16 protein-coding genes are annotated in these 19,279 nt (G+C 54.1%); 9 read left to right on the top strand and 7 right to left on the bottom strand.

The window, feature by feature from the left end; all coding sequences use genetic code 11:
* Positions 1-369: 369 nt before the first annotated feature.
* From HOV93_RS23285 to cmk, 3 genes are all read right to left on the bottom strand, one after another.
* A complete protein-coding gene (locus HOV93_RS23285; protein ID WP_207398959.1) occupies positions 370-2,268 on the bottom strand; it encodes a 30S ribosomal protein S1 in 1,899 nt (632 codons plus the stop codon).
* Positions 2,269-2,542: 274 nt separating this feature from the next.
* A complete protein-coding gene (locus tag HOV93_RS23280; protein WP_207398958.1) occupies positions 2,543-3,244 on the bottom strand; it encodes a lysophospholipid acyltransferase family protein in 702 nt (233 codons plus the stop codon).
* Positions 3,237-3,890, bottom strand: coding sequence for a (d)CMP kinase (cmk, locus tag HOV93_RS23275; RefSeq protein WP_207398957.1), 654 nt, complete (start codon positions 3,888-3,890; stop codon positions 3,237-3,239). The genes HOV93_RS23280 and cmk overlap by 8 nt, the downstream gene beginning before the upstream one ends.
* A gap of 191 nt (positions 3,891-4,081) precedes the next feature.
* Here cmk and dxr point away from each other — a divergent pair, with 191 nt between their 5' ends.
* From dxr to HOV93_RS23240, 7 genes are all read left to right on the top strand, one after another.
* Entirely contained in the window at positions 4,082-5,299 is a 1,218-nt protein-coding gene (gene dxr / locus HOV93_RS23270) for a 1-deoxy-D-xylulose-5-phosphate reductoisomerase (protein ID WP_207398956.1), read from the top strand.
* Positions 5,245-7,347, top strand: coding sequence for a site-2 protease family protein (locus HOV93_RS23265; protein ID WP_207398955.1), 2,103 nt, complete (start codon positions 5,245-5,247; stop codon positions 7,345-7,347). The genes dxr and HOV93_RS23265 overlap by 55 nt, the downstream gene beginning before the upstream one ends.
* 49 nt (positions 7,348-7,396) lie before the next feature.
* A complete protein-coding gene (locus HOV93_RS23260; RefSeq protein WP_207398954.1) occupies positions 7,397-8,089 on the top strand; it encodes an HAD-IA family hydrolase in 693 nt (230 codons plus the stop codon).
* Positions 8,090-8,194: 105 nt separating this feature from the next.
* Positions 8,195-9,262 (top strand): UDP-3-O-(3-hydroxymyristoyl)glucosamine N-acyltransferase, encoded by a 1,068-nt coding sequence (gene lpxD, locus HOV93_RS23255; protein ID WP_207398953.1) that lies wholly within the window; start codon positions 8,195-8,197, stop codon positions 9,260-9,262.
* Positions 9,263-9,272: 10 nt separating this feature from the next.
* Positions 9,273-10,166, top strand: a complete 894-nt coding sequence (locus HOV93_RS23250) for an LpxI family protein (protein WP_207398952.1) — start codon at positions 9,273-9,275, stop codon at positions 10,164-10,166.
* A 31-nt stretch (positions 10,167-10,197) separates the two neighbouring features.
* Complete coding sequence (locus HOV93_RS23245; protein ID WP_207398951.1) at positions 10,198-10,905, top strand: class I SAM-dependent methyltransferase; 708 nt, start codon at positions 10,198-10,200, stop codon at positions 10,903-10,905.
* A gap of 74 nt (positions 10,906-10,979) precedes the next feature.
* Positions 10,980-11,762 (top strand): SDR family oxidoreductase, encoded by a 783-nt coding sequence (locus HOV93_RS23240; protein ID WP_207398950.1) that lies wholly within the window; start codon positions 10,980-10,982, stop codon positions 11,760-11,762.
* A 2-nt stretch (positions 11,763-11,764) separates the two neighbouring features.
* On the opposite strand, the gene HOV93_RS23235 is transcribed toward HOV93_RS23240, so the two are convergent.
* Positions 11,765-12,547 carry a DUF4142 domain-containing protein gene (locus HOV93_RS23235; protein ID WP_207398949.1) on the bottom strand — a complete coding sequence of 261 codons (783 nt, stop codon included), beginning with the start codon at positions 12,545-12,547 and terminating at the stop codon, positions 11,765-11,767.
* A 290-nt stretch (positions 12,548-12,837) separates the two neighbouring features.
* Between HOV93_RS23235 and HOV93_RS23230 the strand changes: the two genes are divergently transcribed.
* Positions 12,838-13,446 (top strand): thioredoxin family protein, encoded by a 609-nt coding sequence (locus tag HOV93_RS23230; RefSeq protein ID WP_207398948.1) that lies wholly within the window; start codon positions 12,838-12,840, stop codon positions 13,444-13,446.
* Positions 13,447-13,456: 10 nt separating this feature from the next.
* On the opposite strand, the gene HOV93_RS23225 is transcribed toward HOV93_RS23230, so the two are convergent.
* Together HOV93_RS23225 and HOV93_RS23220 are read right to left on the bottom strand one after the other, a co-directional pair.
* Entirely contained in the window at positions 13,457-13,816 is a 360-nt protein-coding gene (locus HOV93_RS23225; protein WP_207398947.1) for a VOC family protein, read from the bottom strand.
* A 97-nt stretch (positions 13,817-13,913) separates the two neighbouring features.
* Entirely contained in the window at positions 13,914-15,365 is a 1,452-nt protein-coding gene (locus HOV93_RS23220) for an alkaline phosphatase D family protein (protein WP_207398946.1), read from the bottom strand.
* Positions 15,366-15,633: 268 nt separating this feature from the next.
* Here HOV93_RS23220 and HOV93_RS23215 point away from each other — a divergent pair, with 268 nt between their 5' ends.
* Positions 15,634-15,831, top strand: a complete 198-nt coding sequence (locus tag HOV93_RS23215; protein WP_235990855.1) for a CPXCG motif-containing cysteine-rich protein — start codon at positions 15,634-15,636, stop codon at positions 15,829-15,831.
* Between the two features lie 15 nt (positions 15,832-15,846).
* Here HOV93_RS23215 and HOV93_RS23210 read toward each other — a convergent pair whose 3' ends face one another.
* Complete coding sequence (locus HOV93_RS23210) at positions 15,847-19,224, bottom strand: efflux RND transporter permease subunit (protein ID WP_207398945.1); 3,378 nt, start codon at positions 19,222-19,224, stop codon at positions 15,847-15,849.
* Between the last annotated feature and the right edge of the window lie 55 nt (positions 19,225-19,279).

Here is a 19,279-nt window from a genome sequence, read left to right as displayed (position 1 = left end):
CGTGGCGGGGGGAAATCTTTCACGCTGTCACATCACTGCTATCGTCCATGTGCTATCACTTTCTTTGATGCGTAGCCAAACGGTCAGCAATGCGCGGGAAGCTCCGGTTGTGCGGGATGCACACAGAATGGCCACGCGATTGGAAAGAGAAGCATGGCGAAAACCGATTATGCAGACAGTCGCGGTTATAGGGTCCGCAGTGCGAACGCTGCTATGCGTTATCACCCCCAATCCGTGGCAGACAGGTGGGTTCCACATCCACAGAAGGATTCACTACTTACTCTGCCCACGCAGCAGACACTACGAAAAAAGCCCCGAAGTTTCCTTCGGGGCTTTTGGGATTTCGATCGATTTGAAGCAGGCAGCGTGTTAGTTTTTCTCTTCGCTGCTCTCTTCAACACTTTCTTCGCTACTTTCCTCGGAACTCTCTTCAGAGGTTTCCTCAGAAGTTGCTTCGGCAGCTTTTTCAGCAGCAGCAGCTTCCTCTTCTTCCGAAGGCATCGAGAACATTGGACCGCTGGAACCCAGACCGCCCTTGAGCTCGTTTGAGGATGGAGCACCGCTTCGGCCATCGCCGCCACCATCGGCACCTTCAGGAGCTTCGTCTTCCGCCCATTGGACGCGCTTGCGAGACAGGCCGATCTTACGATCTTCCGTATCGACACGCAGAATCTTGACCTCGATCTCTTCGCCAACTTTGACGACGTTTTCGGGGTTTTCTACCTTATCGTCCGAAAGTTCGCTGATGTGAAGCAAGCCTTCCAGCCCGTCTTCTAGACCGACGAAGACACCAAAGTTGGTGATCTTGGTGACCTTACCCTTAACCAACTGGTTTGGCTGGTATTTTTCGGGAATAGTGGTCGCCCACGGATCCGATTCCAACTGCTTCAGGCCCAGTGCGATACGACGACGTTCTTCGTCGATGCTGAGGACCTTGCACTCGACTTCCTGGCCCTTTTCGAGCATTTCGCTCGGGTGACCGATCTTGCGAGTCCAGGACATGTCCGAGACGTGCAGCAAACCGTCGATACCTTCTTCGAGCTCGACAAACGCACCGTAGTTGGTGAGATTGCGAACACGGCCTTTGACAACCGATTCGACCGGGTAACGGTCCTTGATGTTTTCCCAAGGATTGGACTGGGTTTGCTTCATACCTAAGGAGATCTCTTGCTTCTCCTTGTTGATGCCCAGGATCACAACTTCGATTTCGTCGTTGATGTTGACGATTTCGCTTGGGTGGCTGATACGCTTGGTCCACGACATTTCGGAAATGTGAACCAGACCTTCGATGCCTTCTTCGAGCTTGACGAATGCACCGTAGCTCATGACGTTGACGACAGAACCCTTGACCTTAGCGCCAACTGGGTACTTCTCTTCGACACCGTCCCATGGACTTGGGGTCAATTGCTTCAAGCCGAGAGCGATCTTTTCGCGTTCGTGATCGATGTTCAGGATCTGAACTTCGATTTCGTCGTCGATGTTGACCATTTCGGTCGGATGACCAATTCGGCCCCAGCTCATATCGGTGATGTGAAGCAGACCGTCGATGCCGCCCAGGTCGACGAACGCACCGAAGTCGGCGATGTTCTTGACGACGCCCTTGCGGGTTTGACCGACTTCCAGTTCCTTGAGCAACGATTCGCGATCGCTCTTACGCTTACGTTCGATGAGCGAACGGCGACTGACGACGATGTTGCGGCGTTCAGCGTCAATTTTAAGGACTTCGCACTCGACCACCTTGCCGATGTAGTCGGCAATGTCGTGCGGACGGCGAATATCGACTTGGCTGGCCGGCAGAAACACATTGACGCCGATATCGACGAGCAAACCACCCTTGATTTTGCGGGTAACTTCGCCTTTGACGACCTGACCTTCGGCGATGGATTCCATCGTCCGTTCCCAGTCGTCGATCTTGCGTGCCTTACGCTTGGACAGGGCAACCATGCCGTGCGGGTCGTCGGTACGGCCGAATTCATCTTCGACGTCTTCGACGAGAACACGAACAACAGCCCCAACTTCTGGCGGATCTTCGTCTTCATCCCATTCGTCGAGGGCAACGCTACCTTCGCTCTTGCCGCCGATGTCGATGAGCACAAACTCTTCGTCCATGCGAAGAATTCGTCCCTCGACGATTTTGTTGATTTCGATCGATTCTTCCAACTCGATCGAGTCGAGCCAGGAGTCCTCAGTGCCGGACGCCAAGCTATCAATTTCTGCTAGAAGAGTGTCGTCACTTTCGAGATTGCGAATGAGATTACGATTGACCATGCTTTAAAGTTTTTGAACCACGGGGCTCGATGACGCTGGAGATAAAAGCTGCCGCAAAATAAGGGAAAATGGCGGCGGGACTGATCCCACAAGGCGACTATTCGAGTGCAAAAATGCTGGGACTATTGAACTTGCGCAGGGCATACCAATATACCCTTTATAACGATCGGTTCAGCGAGAACCCGTAAAACTATCAAATCCCCAAATTGCCATCAACCACAGATGGTGGGGTAGGATGCCGCGATTCCCGAAAAATACCGAAAGAAAGGTCGGTTTAGGCAAACTGCGTCTTGTCTGAGGTGTGGACGCGTGGGTTCATTGAACGTGCTCGCGAGTAATGAACTTCATCAAACATCGTATGCATTCGCTCTTGAAGTGATGAAAGCAACTCGTCGTCAGACATCTGGGAAATCTCTGAGGCACTGATAGGGTTGCTTATCTTTACGTGGACCACACCAATAGTGGGTAATAATTGCCATTTCGGCCACGCTTGAAAGGATCCGTCGAACACCACCGGAACAATCGGTACCTTCCCCTTTCGGGCAACCGCGATAAAACCTGGCTTCAATTGGCCGATCTCACCGGTCTCGCTGCGAGTTCCCTCAGGAAATATCAGCACAAGTTCTTCCGATCGCAGACGTTTGAGTGTTTCTTTTAGCCCATCGAGTCCGGTACCTTCACGGTTCACGGGAATCGCGTTGAGCGTCGTCATGAACGTCTTCAAAGGAAACCGAAAGAGAGACTTCTTTGCCAAGAAGTTCAGTTGACGATCGCAACAAAGCCCTACCAACGCCGGGTCTAAAAAGCCTTGATGATTCGAGCAAACCAATGCCCCCCCTTCCGCGGGCCAGTTTTCACGGCCAAAGACGCGAACGCGATAAAACCCCACGGCGAAGATCCGCGCTGTGACGCGTAGCAAGATATATAAGGCCTTTTGAGGCCACGACCGCGCCGGCCGCTTCTTGACGTCACGCATGCTGGTACCGCTGCACGATGCCTACCAATTTCTGCAAGACTTCGACTTCCGTCATGCCATCGGTCATCAACTCGACCGCATCATCCGCTTTCAGAAGAGGACCGACCTCACGCTGCATATCTTCTTCGTCTCGCTTGGCTTGCCGCTGCAAAATCACTTGAAAATCGGCCGATTCACCTCGGGCAGCTAAATCGCCGACGCGGCGGCGGGCCCGTTCTTCGGGAGAAGCTGTCAGAAAAATCTTGCACTCGGCTTGTGGAAAAACGAGGGTCCCTTGATCACGACCTTCGGTGACAATGTCTTTTCCTGCGGCAATTTCTCGCTGCAGCCGGACAAGTTCCTCGCGTACCCCGATATTGCCCGCTGCGTAGCGAGTAACTTCGGTTACCTGTTGCGACCGAATCGCGTGCGATACGTCTTCCCCATCCAAAATTACGGCTCTTCCCGATAGATCGATCGTTGCCGATTTCGCGTATTCAACGAGAAGATCCACATTGGCCCAATCAACTTCGGCCCGTAATCCCTTTAAAGCGATGGCCCGATACATGGCCCCCGTATCGAGAAACTCGAATCCAATTTCATCTGCCAGGCGGCGGGAAACGCTACTTTTTCCTGCCCCAGCTGGGCCATCGATGGTAACAATCATGCCAAAAGGTCGTGAACTGCTTGGGTTTATGGATAGGTCATCTGGAAATTTATATTAATAAGGCAGTTATACCAGGAAGCCGGAATCGCTTCTAAGGACCCCACAAATCCTTTTCCGCAGTAATCTTTCGCGAACGAGGAAATTCTGGAACAATCCGTAGTTAAGAAGCCACCCTTGTTTAGAAGCGGTCCATGCGTAGCTCGTCGTCCTCGAAATCCAGCCAAAACGTCGTCGTCCTGGGAGCCACCGGGAGCATCGGATGCAGCACTCTGGATGTCATTCGAGCCAGTAAGGGGGCATTCACTCCCTTTGCACTGACAGCTCACGGGCGACTCGACGACCTGTTAAAGGCCGCCATCGAGACCCAACCAAAGTTCGTTGTAGCTAGCGATGCAGCCGCTGCAGAAGCATTTAATTGGTCGGACCTTCCCAGTTGCACCACGCTGTTGACTGGCACGGCAGGCATCCAAGAAGTGGCTGCCCATAGCGAAGCCGATATTATTGTTTCAGCCATTGTTGGACGGGCCGGACTGGAAGGGACCTTCGCGGCCATCGAAGCCGGCAAGCGTGTGGCGCTCGCCAACAAAGAAACCTTGGTCGTTGCCGGTCATTTAGCCACCAAATTGGCCGAGCAATCTGGCGCCGAGATCCTACCGGTCGACAGCGAACACAGTGCGATATTCCAAGCCCTAATGGCAGGTCGTACGGCTGATGTTCGTAAAGTGATTCTCACGGCTTCCGGCGGCCCTTTCCGAAAGTTCACCCAGCAGCAGTTGTCGGCGGTAACTGTAGACGAGGCGCTCGACCACCCTACCTGGAAGATGGGCCCTAAGATCACTGTCGATTCGGCAACCATGATGAACAAGGCACTCGAGCTGATTGAAGCCAAATGGTTGTTTGATTTGACGGTCGATCAGATTGACGTCGTTGTCCACCCACAGTCGATCGTTCATTCGATTGTTGAATTCGTGGACGGCTCGATGGTGGCCCAAATGAGCCCGCCGGATATGCGAATGCCTATTCAACTGGCCATGACCTACCCCGAGCGAACGGAGTGTCCTGCCAAGCAGTTGGACCTGACAACCGCGTTTTCCCTCGAATTCGAGCCGCCAGATTACGAGCGATTCCCCGCCCTTAAGCTAGGGAAAGAGGTGGCCCAACGCGGAGGGACGTGTGGAGCAGTGCTAAATGCCGCGAATGAAGTGGCCGTGCAGCAGTTTTTAGAAGGTAAAATTCGTTTCGTTGACATTTACCGGGTATGTCGCCACCTATTGGACGAACACCCGTTTGAATCAAACCCAGAATTAACCCGGTTGCTCGAGCTTGATGCTTGGGCCCGAGAGGAGTCTATCAAGTGGATCACTTGCTGTTTGCGGCAAGCGAAGGACCAAGCCTGCTCCAATACTTAGGCGGCATTTGGGCCTTCATGCAGGGCATCATTGGCTTGGGCATCGTGATTTTCGTGCACGAGCTTGGACACTTCCTAGTGGCCAAGGCTTGCGGCGTGCGCTGCGATAAGTTTTATGTCGGTTTCGACGTACCGATTACCCTCGGCCCGTGGACCTTTTCCGCTCTTTGGAAGAAAAAGTGGGGCGAAACCGAGTACGGCATCGGAACGATCCCCCTGGGTGGCTACGTGAAAATGTTGGGGCAGGACGATAACCCCAACAACGCCGATGACGAAACAGCCTCGACGATGGTCGAAACGGTTGACGAGTCCGGCAACAAGCAGGAAGTCGTTAACCCACGCAGCTACACCGCCAAAAGCGTTCCTCAGCGAATGGCCATCATTTCCGCTGGTGTGGTCTTTAACTTGATCTTTGGTGTGATCTTTGCCGCCATCGCCTACAACATGGGTGTTCCCTACATCCCGGCCGAAATCAGTTGGGTACAGCCAGGGTCGCCTGCCTGGGAAGTCGGGCTCAGCCCGGGCGACGAGATCGTCGGCCTAAACTCGGAAGGCACCGTTCGTAAGGACCTGCGTTTCGATAAAGACATGACCCTGCAGATCATCATGAACGGCGACGACAAAGCGATGCCGCTCGTGGTTCGTCACCCGGACGGCAAGCAGGAAGTCATCGACATTGTTCCTAAGAACACCTTCAAGGATGCCCAACGCCCGACCATCGGCGTGGCCCCTATGTACACGACCAAAATGGTTGTCGCCCCCAAGCTGATGGGCATGATCTTTGGTAGTGAAGTCGCCGACAAACTGAAGCCAGGCGATAATCTCACCGGTATCAACGATGCGCCTATCGCAAACTTTCTCGACTACCAAAAGTACGTGGCCAATCACCCGTACGATTCGCTGAAACTGAAACTTCAGCGAAAAGTGGACGAGGAAAGCGAAGCAACCGAAGACGTTGAAGTCGAAATTCCGACCGTGCCTTATCGCGAGACCGGGTTGGTCATGGAGATCAGCCCCATCCTTGGTATCCGCTCAGGATCTCCGGCAGAGAAGGCCGGCCTGAAGGTTGGCGACCAACTAGTCTCGCTCAATGGAGAGCCGCTAGGCGATGGCTATACGCTACCCAGCCGTGAGACCAAGTGGGCCGGTGAAACGATTGATGTCGTGATCCTTCGAGACGGCAAAGAAGAGACCAAGTCGATCGCAACGGTCGTCCCGCAAGGTTTCTCCTCTGAGTACATGCCCGGCTACGAAATCGGTCTGCAGACCTTAGGGCTTACCTTCAATCTGACAACGACCATCGCCGAAGTCCTCCCAGAAAGCTCGGCCGCCGAGGCTGGTCTCGCTGCCGGGGACGAGGTCCTAATCGTTGGCTTCCAAGGCACGAATGATGCCGCCAAGGAAGTGAACGGCGAAATGAAGATCGGCGTGAAGGACGTTAAAGTCAAGACCGACGAAATCGCCTGGCAGGCCGTTCAGTGGACGCTGCAAGTTGCCCATCCCGATACGGCGATGGTGCTAACGGTGAAGAAAAAAGACTCTGGCACGCCAGAAAATGTTTCCGTCACAAGCACCCTCTCCAAGACAGAAATGCTTCAAAGCCGTTACCTTCGCTTTGAAGTCGAAGAGAAGATTCAATACGCAACTAGCATTGGCGATTCGCTTTATCTAGGCGTTCGCGAAGTGGGCGAAGGGATGAATCAAGTCATCGTCGTCTTGCGGAAGATCTTCTCCGGAGAGATGCAAATCAGCGGATTGGGTGGCCCCGGAACGATCCTTTATGTGGCCACTGCCGAATCGTCACGAGGTATTTCCCGCCTGTTGACGTTCCTAACGCTGATTAGCGCCAACCTGGCCGTGGTGAACTTCCTGCCCATTCCCGTTCTCGACGGGGGACACATGATGTTCCTGCTGTACGAAGGGATCCGCGGCAAAGCGATGAACGAGAAGTGGATGCTACGTCTGACCTATCTGGGCTTGGCCATGGTGTTAACCCTGATGGTGACGGTCATCTTCCTCGATATCAATCGCTTCTTCCCGTGGGGTTAATTCGCTGACGGAAGAACGGAGAATTGATCCGCGTCCAAAGGTGGTTCTTTTGGACGCGGTCGGAACGGTCATCGAGCCATCCCCTGCGGTGGCCGATGCCTACCTGGCGACCGCACAATCTCACGGCATTACTCTCGACCGTGAGACAATCCGCCGGCGGTTTCGTCAGGCTATCTCGACGTATAGTGTTCACGCATTTCAAACAAAGCAGGGAGTCGACGACCCTCTACGTACGACCGAGGAAACAGAAGTGGCCCGCTGGCGAGCCATTGTCCAGTTCGTTCTTTCACCGGAACCTGAGAAGCAGAACGCTGTCTTTCAGCATCTGTGGGACCACTTTGGTCAGGCACAAAACTGGCGGATATTCGAGGATGTCTCCCCTGCCCTGTCACGACTAGCCGATGCCGGCTTTCGCCTGGGACTCGCATCGAACTTCGACCAGCGTCTTCGACCGATTGTTGAGTGTCTCCTTCCCACCTACGATCTAAGCCTCTTTATTTCCTCGGAAGTTGGTTGGGTAAAGCCAGCGACGGCGTTTTACGAGCGGGTCACGGAATCTCTCGACTGCGAACCGCACGAGATCTTATTGATCGGCGACGATTGGAAAAATGATGTGCAAGCCCCTCGAGTTTTCGGGTGGCAGACCCTCTACTTAACCCGATCACAAAGGCCTGGTGAAGGCGATATCTCCAATAACTATCTAACGTTAAGTGATGCGATCGTCGCAATTTTAGACCGCTAGCGACTCGCCTAATTCGGTCGACAATTGATGTTGGTTCGAGAGGGGGAAACCAGCTACATTAGGGCGATCTATATCGACCCGACCCGCATTGGAAAGGATTCCTTCATGGGCACCACGCTGGCACAACTGGCCGAACTTGTTGATGGCAAGGTTTTTGGCGATCCCGATCGCGTCATCACCGGGGCCAATATCATCCGCGATGCGGTTGCCGGCGAAATAACCCTGATGGATAAGCCCGATCAGACAGCCTTATTAATGGAAGACTGTCAGGCATCGGCGGTGTTGGTCCGCGAAGAATCTGAAAAGCTGAACATCGATGGCATTGTCGTGGCGAATGTTCATGAAGCGTTCGGCAAGATCATCCGCTTCTTTCAGCCGTGGGAACAAACCGCGTCGGCTGGCATTCATCGCTCCGCGATCGTATCCCTGGCAGCCGTCGTCGACCCCACCGCTACGATCGGAGCTGGCGCCGTTATTTGCGATGGCGTGGCGATCGGTAAGAACGCCGTCATTCACAGTGGAGTCCACATTCAAGCTGGTTGCCGAATTGGGGAGGAAGTGGTCATCTTTCCAGGAGCCGTCCTATACGACCGCACCGAAGTTGGCGACCGTTGTATTATCCATGCCAATGCCGTACTCGGGGCGTTTGGTTTTGGATACGACTCTTCCTCAGGCAAGCACATCCTTTCCGCTCAACTCGGGAATGTCGTTTTAGAATCGGACGTCGAAATCGGTGCCGGGGCCATGGTCGACCGTGGTACTTACGGTTCGACGCTGATTGGTGAAGGAACCAAAATCGACAATACGGTTCAGATTGGTCACAACTGTCGCCTCGGTAAACATAACCTGATTTGTTCGCAAGTCGGGATTGCCGGCAGTTCGACGACCGGAGACTACGTCGTCATGGCCGGTCAGGTTGGCGTACGCGACCACGTTCATATCGGCACCGGAGCGATGATCGGCGCGAAAGCTGGTATCGGCTCCGATATTCCCAACGGCCAGCAAACCCTGGGCGTTCCCGGTGGGCCAGCCAAGGTTATCTTGGGCGAACACATGGCCATCAAGAAGCTGCCGGAAATGCGTAAGACGATCAAGTCTCTGGTCAAACGCATCGAACAACTGGAAAAGGAAGCCGCCGCGATCACCGAACCGGTCATTCGCAAAGCGTCGTAAGAATCGCGTTATGGACAGCTCTAAATTGCCTCCGATCGGACTACTCGCCGGTTGGGGAAATCTACCGATCGTGGTGGCCGAAGCAATTCAACGTTCAGGCCGCCAAGTTGTCTGCGCTGCCGTCAAAGATCATGCCGACCCTGTCTTGGAAGAAATTTGCGATGCGACCATTTGGGTCGGACTAGGACAGCTTGGCAAGGTGAAACGTCACTTCCAAACGCACCAAGCGGCGGAAGCGACCATGGCAGGGAAAATCCACAAGATCCACCTGTTCGATCGTGGCGCAGTGTGGAAACACCGTCCCGATTGGTTCTGCTTTAAAACGTTCGCCCCACAACTGTTATGGGGATCCAAAGATCGCAAGGACGATACCTTGCTGCTGGCAATCGTCAACAGATTCGAGTCCAGCGGTATTACTTTCTTACCTCCTACTGATTTTGCTCCGGAGTTGCTCGTGAATTTTGGTGTCATCGCAGGCCCTCAGCCTACGGGAAAACTGCTGCGAGATATTCAGTTCGGCTGGGAAATGGCCAAGGAACTAGGACGTCTGGATGTTGGGCAAAGCGTCGCAGTGAAAAATCAGGCAGTGCTGGCCTTGGAAGCCATTGAGGGAACCGATGCTTGCATCGAGCGGGCCGGCAGTCTTTGCAAAGCGGGTGGCTTCACCGTCGTTAAGGTGGCCAAGCCGAAGCAGGACATGCGGTTTGATGTCCCCACGATTGGGGTCGGTACGCTGCAGACCATGGTGGATGCCGGTGCAAGTACACTGGTCCTTGAGGCCGAAAAAACAATTCTCTTAGACGAACCGGCCGTGTTAGAATTTGCAAAGACCCATCGTTTAAGGATTCTTGCGGTAAGCGAGGATCGCCTCGCCGAATTTGATCCCTCTTCGGAAGCGGCCTAGGTAACCTGCCTGGCCGCGGTGCCAGGAACCTATGCTTCGTACTGCTGCTTTCTCTCTCGTTCTTCTTTCTTCTGCAACCTGGTCCGCAAGTGCCCAGGAAGGCGTGACATCGGTCGCTGGACGTCCCATTTATCAGGGACGCGAAATTGCCCAGACGATGCACTACAACGGTGCGCCCTGGCTGATTCGCGAAAGCCGACAACGCGAAGAAGACTGCCAGAAGATGCTGGAAAACCTCGGCGTGAAGCCCGGGATGACCATCTGCGACATGGGTTGCGGCAACGGTTTTTATAGTCTCAAGCTGGCCGAAATGGTCGGCGAAAACGGCAAAATCCTGGCCGTCGATATTCAATCCGAGATGCTGCGCCTCTTGAAAGCCCGCGCGGAAGAAGAGGGGATTGAGAACATCGAATTGATTCTCGGCGAACTCAACAGCCCGAAACTTCCCGTGGGGAAAGTCGATCTGATCCTCTGCGTCGATGTCTATCACGAGTTCTCGCACCCGGTCGAGATGCTAGCCGGTATGCGACAATCGCTGAAACCAGACGGCAAGATCGTGCTGCTAGAGTTTCGGATGGAAGACCCCAACGTCCCCATCAAATTGCTCCACAAAATGAGCAAAAAGCAAATGATTCTCGAGTATCAAGCCAACGGATTTCAACTGGCCAAGCAATTCGATGGCCTTCCATGGCAACACATGATGTTCTTTGAAAAGGCGGACCAAACGCCAGAGAAGTAACACGCTATCCAGCGGCATGCGACTTGCTCTTCAGCTAGGCATCCCCCACTCGTTTCTCGAAAGGAAACCAGCCCATGGATGCTCAGTTCCACGATCAAGTCGTTCTTGTTACCGGAGGCGGTTCAGGCATTGGCCAGGCCGCTGCGATCCAGTTTGCTCGTCAAGGAGCCAGGGTCGGGATCCTCAACCGCAGTTGGCCGGAAGAGACCGTTAAGAAGATCGAAGCGGAGGACGGTCTCGTCATGCCGCTGCAAGCCGATGTCACCAAGCCACAGCAAGTTCAAGTGGCAGTAGATTGTTTGGTCGAGAAATGGGGACGCATTGATGTCCTGTTCTGCAATGCTGGCGTCAACGGAACCTGGGCACCGCTGGAAGAGCTAAGCACCGAAGAGTGGCATAAAACGTTTTCCATCAATGTGCATGGCACATTCGAGTGTATTAAATCCGCCATCCCGCACCTCAAGAAACGGGGCGGGGCAATCGTGGTGAACTCGTCAGTCAACGGAACGCGGATGTTCAGCAACACCGGTGCGACGGCTTACTCCGCTACCAAAGCCGCTCTGATCGCGATTACCAAGATGCTGGCCCTCGAGTTCGCCGAGCAAAAAGTGCGGGTCAATGCCGTCTGCCCCGGCTGGATTGAAACAGAAATCGACGACAACACCAACAAACGCAATCTCGACCAGGTCGAGGAACCGGTGGAATTCCCTGAGGGTAAAGTCCCGCTCACCGATGGGGGACCAGGCACCTCCGACCAGGTTGCCGACGTCGTGCTATTTCTATCGTCGAAAGCTGCCAGCCACGTGACCGGCAGTGTGATTTACGTCGACGGAGCCCAATCGTTATTGCAGGGTTAGTTTCACTTTCCGCTGCGCAGAAGTTTATCTCGTAGTCGTCGGGCTTCGGCTAGATGCTGCTGAGCCATCTTCTTTTCTTGCTGGCTCAGTTGTTCTAGCTTTGGTTGATCGGAGACCTTCATGGCTCCCAATTCAGCAAACATCCAAGCATGGGCATGGATCGTTTGATCGAGATAGGCTTCATCGAACTGTTTACCCTGTAGTTGATCGAGTCGCTCGACTACTGACTTAATGTGTTCTTTCACGGCAGCAAGTTGATAATGAACAACATCGGTGTCTTCCTCAGCTTCGCTTTTCTCTTTTGTTGTTAGCTTTTTTAGTGGTGCGTTGTCTTGGGGCGGAATCGGTTTGGTACCGCCATCGATGACCCATTTATTGTCGCGGATGGTTTCGGCATCGGCGCGTTCCTGCTGGGTGCCTGGCTCTCCGCGTGGATAGCGAATATCGGTATCAATCGACTCGATTTTTTCCAGGTGATCGGAATCGATCATCGGCTCTAACTTGTCTTCTAAATTCCCGTGCTTAGCGACCATCTGCTGGGCATATTTCTTGACGTCTTCCGATTGAGCTTTCTTCTCGGCCAATTCCCCCAGCACGATTGCTTCTTTGTTCATCAAAAGCATCTTGATCGCGATATGAGAACCCAACGCATCAACCTCCGATGCCGAGGCCTCTTGCGTCTGGGAAGCAGTGAGAGGCCGAGGGGGTGATTGAGCAGAAATTGGGGCCGTGCAGTAGGCTCCTAACAGAATCATGCATCCGGTAAGTTTCACGCAGGTGGACATGGAGTAAAATTCCTTGGTAGAAAAGACTTTGGCCAAACGCGGGACCGGCTGAATTTACTTGAGCGACATGCGTTCAAAATGCTTGCCCTGGGGCAACTTGGCGCAGGCCTGGGTGGAATCACCTTGAAGCGCTGCCCAAATCGTACCTTACAACGGCTCAAAATGAAGTCGAATACTCACGATCATGTCACGTTTTGCCTGGATCGACGGTGTCACCTATGCTGGTAAATGTGATTCACGAATTCGGATCCTATTTTCCAATCGACTGCCGAATAATCGAAAGAATGAAAATGACCCGCGTTTTTTCGCTACTTTTTTCAGTTTTCATCACACTTAGCACCCTTCAAGCCGGCGAATATAACCCGGTTCTCGAGATCGGCGATGCTGTCCAGCAATGGGAAGACTTCCCCGGCATCGATGGAGACACGCATAGCTGGTCAGATCTCAAGGACAAGCAAGCCGTCGTCATTGTCTTCACTTGCAACACGTGTCCCTACGCAGTGGACTACGAAGACCGCATTAAAAAGCTTGCCAAGAAGTGGGACGGCGACGACCGGGTAGCAATGATCGCGGTGAACTCCAACCTGATCGACGAAGATTCCTTAGACGCCATGAAAGAAAAAGCCCAGGCCCTCAAGTTCACGTTCCCATACCTCAAGGACGAGAAGCAGGAACTGGGAAAAGCCTGGGGAGCAACCCGGACCCCTGAGTTTTTTGTCATCGACGGTCAACGAAAGGTCGTCTACATGGGAGCGTTGGACAACGACACGAACGCCTCGAAAGCGACCATCAATTACGTCAACCAAGCGGTCGAAGCAACCTTGGCCGGTAAAGTGCCGGACGTTCAAGAGACCGTCGCGATTGGCTGCAACATTCGCTACAAACGGTCGCGCCGCTAGGCCCTGGCCGTTAATCGACGGCGACAAATTGAAACAGCTTAATCCGATTACCATCAGGATCGGTGGTGGTCCACTGCAGGAAGCCTTCGTCGCTCGTCTCGATCGGCGCCGAGGGTTCCATTAATAAGGACTCGATGCGTTCTCGGACAGCCGACAGGTTCTCGACCTCCAAGGCCAGGCTGATGGCCGAGCGATCGCGTGGTTCGTCTTCCTGCAATTCTAAAAGCGAAAGCCGCCAGCCTCGACCGGCCAAAAGGGCATACCCATCTTCAACGCTGCGAACGGCAGCCTTCATATTCAAAGCCGACGTATACCACAAGATCATCGGCTGCCACTGGGGCGTTCGTATCTCAACCGCAAAGAGTTCCATCGAAGGTTCCGTCAATAGATAGTCGCCACCAGGCGTGGAATGAGGTACACCACAACCGCGTTTAAATTACCATTCACACGACGGCTCGTCACCTTAACTAGGCACGCGACTGTTGAAACCGCTGCTCGAACGCTACGTTTCCGTCGACATCGCACAGTTGAAAGGTGATCTCTGATTCGTCCGGCTTTGCGTCGACCACGACATTCAGGAACCCGCCTTGCACTTTGTGGAAGCGATGGATCTTGGGGTTTCTCCCTGGCGTTCCCCCTGCATGTGAATTGCTGGCCGCTCCAACGCTGATCTCGTTTACCCCCGTTTCCGGGTCGACCGAATAGTATTGCCAGTGACGATCGCCGCAGACGACAAAGAAATTCTCAGGCACGTTTTGCTTTAACCATTGTCGAATCTCGTTGCCTTCGTGGGCGAACCCTTCGTTGGCATGGTTATCGTTCTTACCCTTGCGATCCGGTCCAACTAGCGGAGTGGGACTGATCAGAATCTTCCAAGCGGCGTCGCTCTCTTTGACCGTACGCTTGAACCAGGCTTTCTGCTCGGCTCCCCAGATGGTTTTCTCAGGCCCATCAGGCATCTTATTCGGAGAGCGAAAGTCACGACCGTCGGTCAACCAAATCTGAAGATCTTTCCCCCAACGAAATGTTCGATACGAATCACTTCCCAGCGGGGCCTGTTGTCGAAAGATTTTCTGGCCTTCTTCAAAGGTCACTTCACCGTACTTCTGCCCCGGCCACGAATCGTTATCAAGCGTGTCGTGATCGTCCTTCAGCCAATACGCCGAAGTCAGACTGAGCGTATCGACCAATCGCGGTAAACTAAACATTCGCTGCCAATGCAAGCGAGCCAAATCGACGGTCATCGCACTGGGGGCATCGTTGTCGTAATAAATCAGATCACCGGTCAATGAAATGAAATCGGGATTCTTCGCCGTCATGGCAGGATAGATCGGATGCCCGTCGGGATGGTCACGGTCCGGGTACCCCTGGCAGGTCATCACGCAAAACTGAACCGGCTTCACCTCATCGGGACGAGGGGCCGTGCGAAACTTGCCCACCCTCGCCCCCTCATGCACTTCCCCTTCGACCGATGTCTGGCAAATAACGCTGTAAGGCGTGCCAGGCTTCAAATCCTTCAAATGAAACTGATGAATGAAGTCCGATTCTTCATCGACATTCACCCACTCGGTCTCCAGCACCACTTCTTCCTTAGGTGAGATCGCGTAAAGCAAGCGAATCTTACCTGGCTGACCGGGGCAAGCACCTTCGATTTCTTCGGCCGGAGTCTTCAGGGCCTCTTTCGACTTGCCCCGTTTCGTGAAAACAACCCCATCGTTGTTACGCTCCGAGTTCTTAGTCAGGCGTGTCCAGACAATCGCACTCGTCGGCGTGACTTCTCCGATCCGAAGTCCTGTGGCCTGATAGACGGAATGCACCACAATTTTTGTGTCGAGGGCATCCGCCGACGCCGCGATGGCAGCGGATGCCACCGTAGACTTCAAGAATAACCGACGATTGAGGGGATTAAATTCAGACATAGAGGATTTCCCGGGGCAACGACATGATGAGGAAATGGAATGCGACGAGCAATCTGGCCTGATCTAGTATTCCAGGATTGACCAACTTTCTGTGTCGCATCGCAGGGAGGACTTTCCTTAGAATAGAGAGAGTCAGGCCCTACCGCAAACCTTAGCGATAAATACTGAGCTTGGTCCAGGGTCGACATGCACGACGCAGGAAGCACAAGCGTTGTGGAGCAAAGCGGCGTCGGTTGATCAACGGCCTGTAACTAAAAGGAGTCCGGCCATGATGCAAACGGAAATAAATTACATTTGCAACGCATGCGGTGAAGACATCGTCATCCCACTCGACCCATCCCAGGGCAGCGAGCAACAGTTTGTAGAAGATTGCCCAGTGTGCTGTCGACCGCATGTAATCCACATCGAGATCGATCCCCACGGTGAAGCAACGGCCTGGGCCGAGCCCGAGCAAGACTACGACTAACCGAAAGCCGAGATGCTACACGTCCATCTCGACTTGCTGCGGCTTCCAAATGTCGAACAAGACACTCAGAAGCACCGGCACGAGAAACATGGTGAACACGGTCGATACGACAAGTCCACCGACGACGACTGCTCCGAGACCACGATACAATTCACTGCCTGAACCAGGCATCAGCACCAACGGCAGCATCCCGCCGACCGAAGTCAGCGTGCTCATCAAAATCGGACGTACGCGGCTCTCAACACTCTTGGCGATTGCCTCACGTGGGGACAGGCCGCTCACATCGTCCCCCTCTTCGCTTCGACCTTGCAGGAAGTTGATCGTTTGGTAGACGATTAGGATGGCATTGTTCACCACCACACCTGCCAAAATCACGAAACCCAGGATCGTAAGCACGTCCATATTCTGGATGGGCATATAGCGATCGGCCACGCTCCACTGGTGCACCACCGCCAGCCCGGCGAATCCCCCCAACAACGCGAGCGGCACGCTCACCATAATCACCAACGGATACGCCCAACTTTGGAACAACACCACCATCAGCAGATAGACAATCACCAGGGCTAAAAAGAGCGAACTAAACAACGTCCCCACGATCGTGCCGTCTCCCATCAACGCTTGACGAATCTGAGAAAGCTGCCCGGCAGAACCGGCTAACTGCATCTCGACGTCGGGGGCGATGGCCCCAGCTTCGCGAAGTTCAGCAACGGTTGCTTCCACTTCGTTGATGGCCTCTTGCAGTGGCAACCCTTGCGGTGGAGTGAACTGAAGCGTTACCGCTCGCTGTCGGTCGACGTGTTTGATTTGATCGGCGGCCTCGACACGTTCAGGCGTCGCCAGGCTTTCCAGGTCGACAACAGCACCACTGGGCGTGGCAATGGGTGAATTGAACATCGCGTTGGTAGGATCGCTTTGCAGTGCCTCGATGTTGACGATCTTCAGGTCCTTCAGTTCGCCACCAACATCAAACGCTCGTGGCAGCAAGATCCCATCCCCACTCGCCGCCACAGCTAGGCCGATATCACGCCGGGTCATGTTCACATCTTGCAGACGTTCGTCGTTCGGCGTGATCCGAATCTCCGGCGTCGGCAAGGCGAAGTTAGCGGGTTCCGGTGTAACGCTATACGGGCCGTACTTTTCCATAAGCGTTCCCAGCAATGCCCCTGCGGCTCCGCTCACACGATCCAAATCGTCCCCAACCAAGTCGATTTTGATCGCTGAACCGGTGGTTCCGCCGGTTCGGAACAGCGGCAGCTGAAACGCGAAGTTGATCACCCCCGGAGCCTGATCTCCGCCGGCCGCTGCCCCAAAGAGCGGCAGTGCGTCAACGACCTTTTCCTTATCCTTCGAGATCGCCACTTGAAACACGCGACCATCCCAGGCAACCAGAAAGTAATGATCCAGCGGAGGTGGCATCACCATCTCGTCCGAACCCATCATCGGCACAAGTTCGCGATGGTCCTCGCCGTCCCACTCGTGGCCGCGAAGCACTGCTTCGGCTCCGAATTTATCGCCGGCGGCTTCCCAGGCTGGCTTAATCTTAGACTCCATCCGGGCACCGATTTCCGACAATTGATCCACATTGTATCCAGGAGGAGGAAGTAACATTCCCAGCACGATATTTCGATTACCGGTCGGTAGATAATCGAGCGGTGGAATCAGAAACCAAATTCCCACAATCGTTGCCACCCCAAACCCTGTGATCACCAGCAAACGCGTGGTCCAATTGCCAATCATCGCGAACACGGTGCTGCCCACCATCGCCGGTACATTAGTAATGGTCGTGAAGAATTCCCACACACGTGCCCGGAATGTCTTCGGTTTGGCGTTGGGGTTTTTCATTACTGCCGACTCATGAGCATGCTGTTGGATCGACTTTGCTTTGAGCCACTGCCCGGCAGCTGAAGGAATCACCGTCGTAGAAACAACAAAACTCACCCCCACCGCCGCCATGATCGCCAACGCAATGTCGCGGAAGAGCTGCCCCGCTTGTTCTTCAATCAAGAGGATCGGAAAAAAGACCACCAGGGTCGTTAGCGTCGAAGCGAGAACAGCTCCGGAAACTTCCTTTGTCCCGTCGACCGCTGCTTTGGTTGCCGACTTACCCATTTCGATATGGCGGAAGATATTCTCAATCACGACGATCGCGTTATCGACCACCATTCCCACCGCGAATGCCATCCCAGCGAGCGAGATGATATTCATCGAGCGCCCCATCGCCACCATCACCACCACTGCAATCACGGTCGAAATCGGAATTGCAATCGCAATGATCCCAATCGTGCGAAGCGATCGCAGAAACAGCAGTAACGTCAAAACGGCAAGCATGCTCCCCATCAGGATATTGCCTTCGACCAGAGCAATGGCATCGACCACATAAGTCGTTGAATCGTAGGTTTGCACCAACTCGAAGGTGCCGTTCACGCCCAGCCGTTTAGCCTCTTGCTCTAACACGCCCCCAGGCTGATTCAGCTCGTCGACTTCCTGCTTAATGCCCTCCATCGTTTCCAGTAGGTTGCCGCCGCTCTCGAGCATGAAATTAAAAAACGGCATCGTCTGCCCGCGTGCCCGGACCCATTCGGTCATTTCCTTGTGGGCCTCTTGTACCGTCGCCACATCACGCAGATAAATGGGGCCGGATTGCTCGCGGCGAATCACCAGGCTTTCAACCCACTGAGCATCGCGGAACCGACCGACGCTTCGCACGCGAATATCGCTCTTGCCTTCGGGTAGCTTGCCTCCAGAGAAGTTGCCGTTGTTGTACTGCAGCGCGTTGACCAGTTCCTGGTACGTGATCCCCCGCTGAGCCAAGGCCACCGGATCGACACGTATTTGAACTTCCTTTTCCCGGGCACCTCGAATCCCCACCTGAGAAACGCCGGGGATGCGTTCGAATCGCGGACGCAGCCGCCGCTCCATGAAGTCGTACAGCGTGGTCGCGTCGAAGTTCGGGTCAGTCGATGCCAGCCCGATCCAAGAGATATAGTCGACCGATTCGGGATCGAAGTCTTCGACCTGAGGTTGATCGACTTCGGCCGGATAGCCCGAGACTTCCGACAGTTTCTGATCGACTTCTGACATGGCATCGTCGATGTTCGTGCCGGTCATGAATTCAAGACGGATCTGACCTGAGCCTGGTTGGCTGATACTGGTCATGGAAACCAGCCCGGATAGATCTCCGAGCCGTTGTTCCTGCTCTTCGATCACATCGGATTCGATTTCCTGGGCCGACGCGTTTTCCCAGTAGGTCATCACGGAAACAACGACCGACTCAACCTCGGGCGTCATACGAATGGGCATTCGCGTGAAAGCGAGAACGCCGGCCATGATGCTGAGGATCACCCCCACCGCGACCGTAATAGGCTGCCTGACCGCAAGTTGGATGAAGTTCATATCGAAGTCCTAAGGTATTTTGCTTACGTGCACTTCTTGCATCAGGAAGCTGCCA

This window comes from Bremerella alba (assembly GCF_013618625.1).
Taxonomy (GTDB): domain Bacteria; phylum Planctomycetota; class Planctomycetia; order Pirellulales; family Pirellulaceae; genus Bremerella; species Bremerella alba.
Note: the sequence above shows the minus strand (reverse complement) of the source record. Positions and strands in the feature narration are given on the sequence as shown.

Coding starts and splice junctions, on each gene's coding strand:
- dxr (WP_207398956.1), top strand. CDS start 4,082: ATGCGTAGCTCGTCGTCCTCGAAATCCAGCCAAAACGTCGTCGTCCTG.
- HOV93_RS23245 (WP_207398951.1), top strand. CDS start 10,198: ATGCTTCGTACTGCTGCTTTCTCTCTCGTTCTTCTTTCTTCTGCAACC.
- cmk (WP_207398957.1), bottom strand. CDS start 3,890: ATGATTGTTACCATCGATGGCCCAGCTGGGGCAGGAAAAAGTAGCGTT.
- HOV93_RS23220 (WP_207398946.1), bottom strand. CDS start 15,365: ATGTCTGAATTTAATCCCCTCAATCGTCGGTTATTCTTGAAGTCTACG.
- HOV93_RS23285 (WP_207398959.1), bottom strand. CDS start 2,268: ATGGTCAATCGTAATCTCATTCGCAATCTCGAAAGTGACGACACTCTT.
- HOV93_RS23250 (WP_207398952.1), top strand. CDS start 9,273: ATGGACAGCTCTAAATTGCCTCCGATCGGACTACTCGCCGGTTGGGGA.
- HOV93_RS23215 (WP_235990855.1), top strand. CDS start 15,634: ATGATGCAAACGGAAATAAATTACATTTGCAACGCATGCGGTGAAGAC.
- HOV93_RS23240 (WP_207398950.1), top strand. CDS start 10,980: ATGGATGCTCAGTTCCACGATCAAGTCGTTCTTGTTACCGGAGGCGGT.
- HOV93_RS23225 (WP_207398947.1), bottom strand. CDS start 13,816: ATGGAACTCTTTGCGGTTGAGATACGAACGCCCCAGTGGCAGCCGATG.
- HOV93_RS23280 (WP_207398958.1), bottom strand. CDS start 3,244: ATGCGTGACGTCAAGAAGCGGCCGGCGCGGTCGTGGCCTCAAAAGGCC.
- HOV93_RS23210 (WP_207398945.1), bottom strand. CDS start 19,224: ATGAACTTCATCCAACTTGCGGTCAGGCAGCCTATTACGGTCGCGGTG.
- HOV93_RS23230 (WP_207398948.1), top strand. CDS start 12,838: ATGACCCGCGTTTTTTCGCTACTTTTTTCAGTTTTCATCACACTTAGC.
- lpxD (WP_207398953.1), top strand. CDS start 8,195: ATGGGCACCACGCTGGCACAACTGGCCGAACTTGTTGATGGCAAGGTT.
- HOV93_RS23235 (WP_207398949.1), bottom strand. CDS start 12,547: ATGTCCACCTGCGTGAAACTTACCGGATGCATGATTCTGTTAGGAGCC.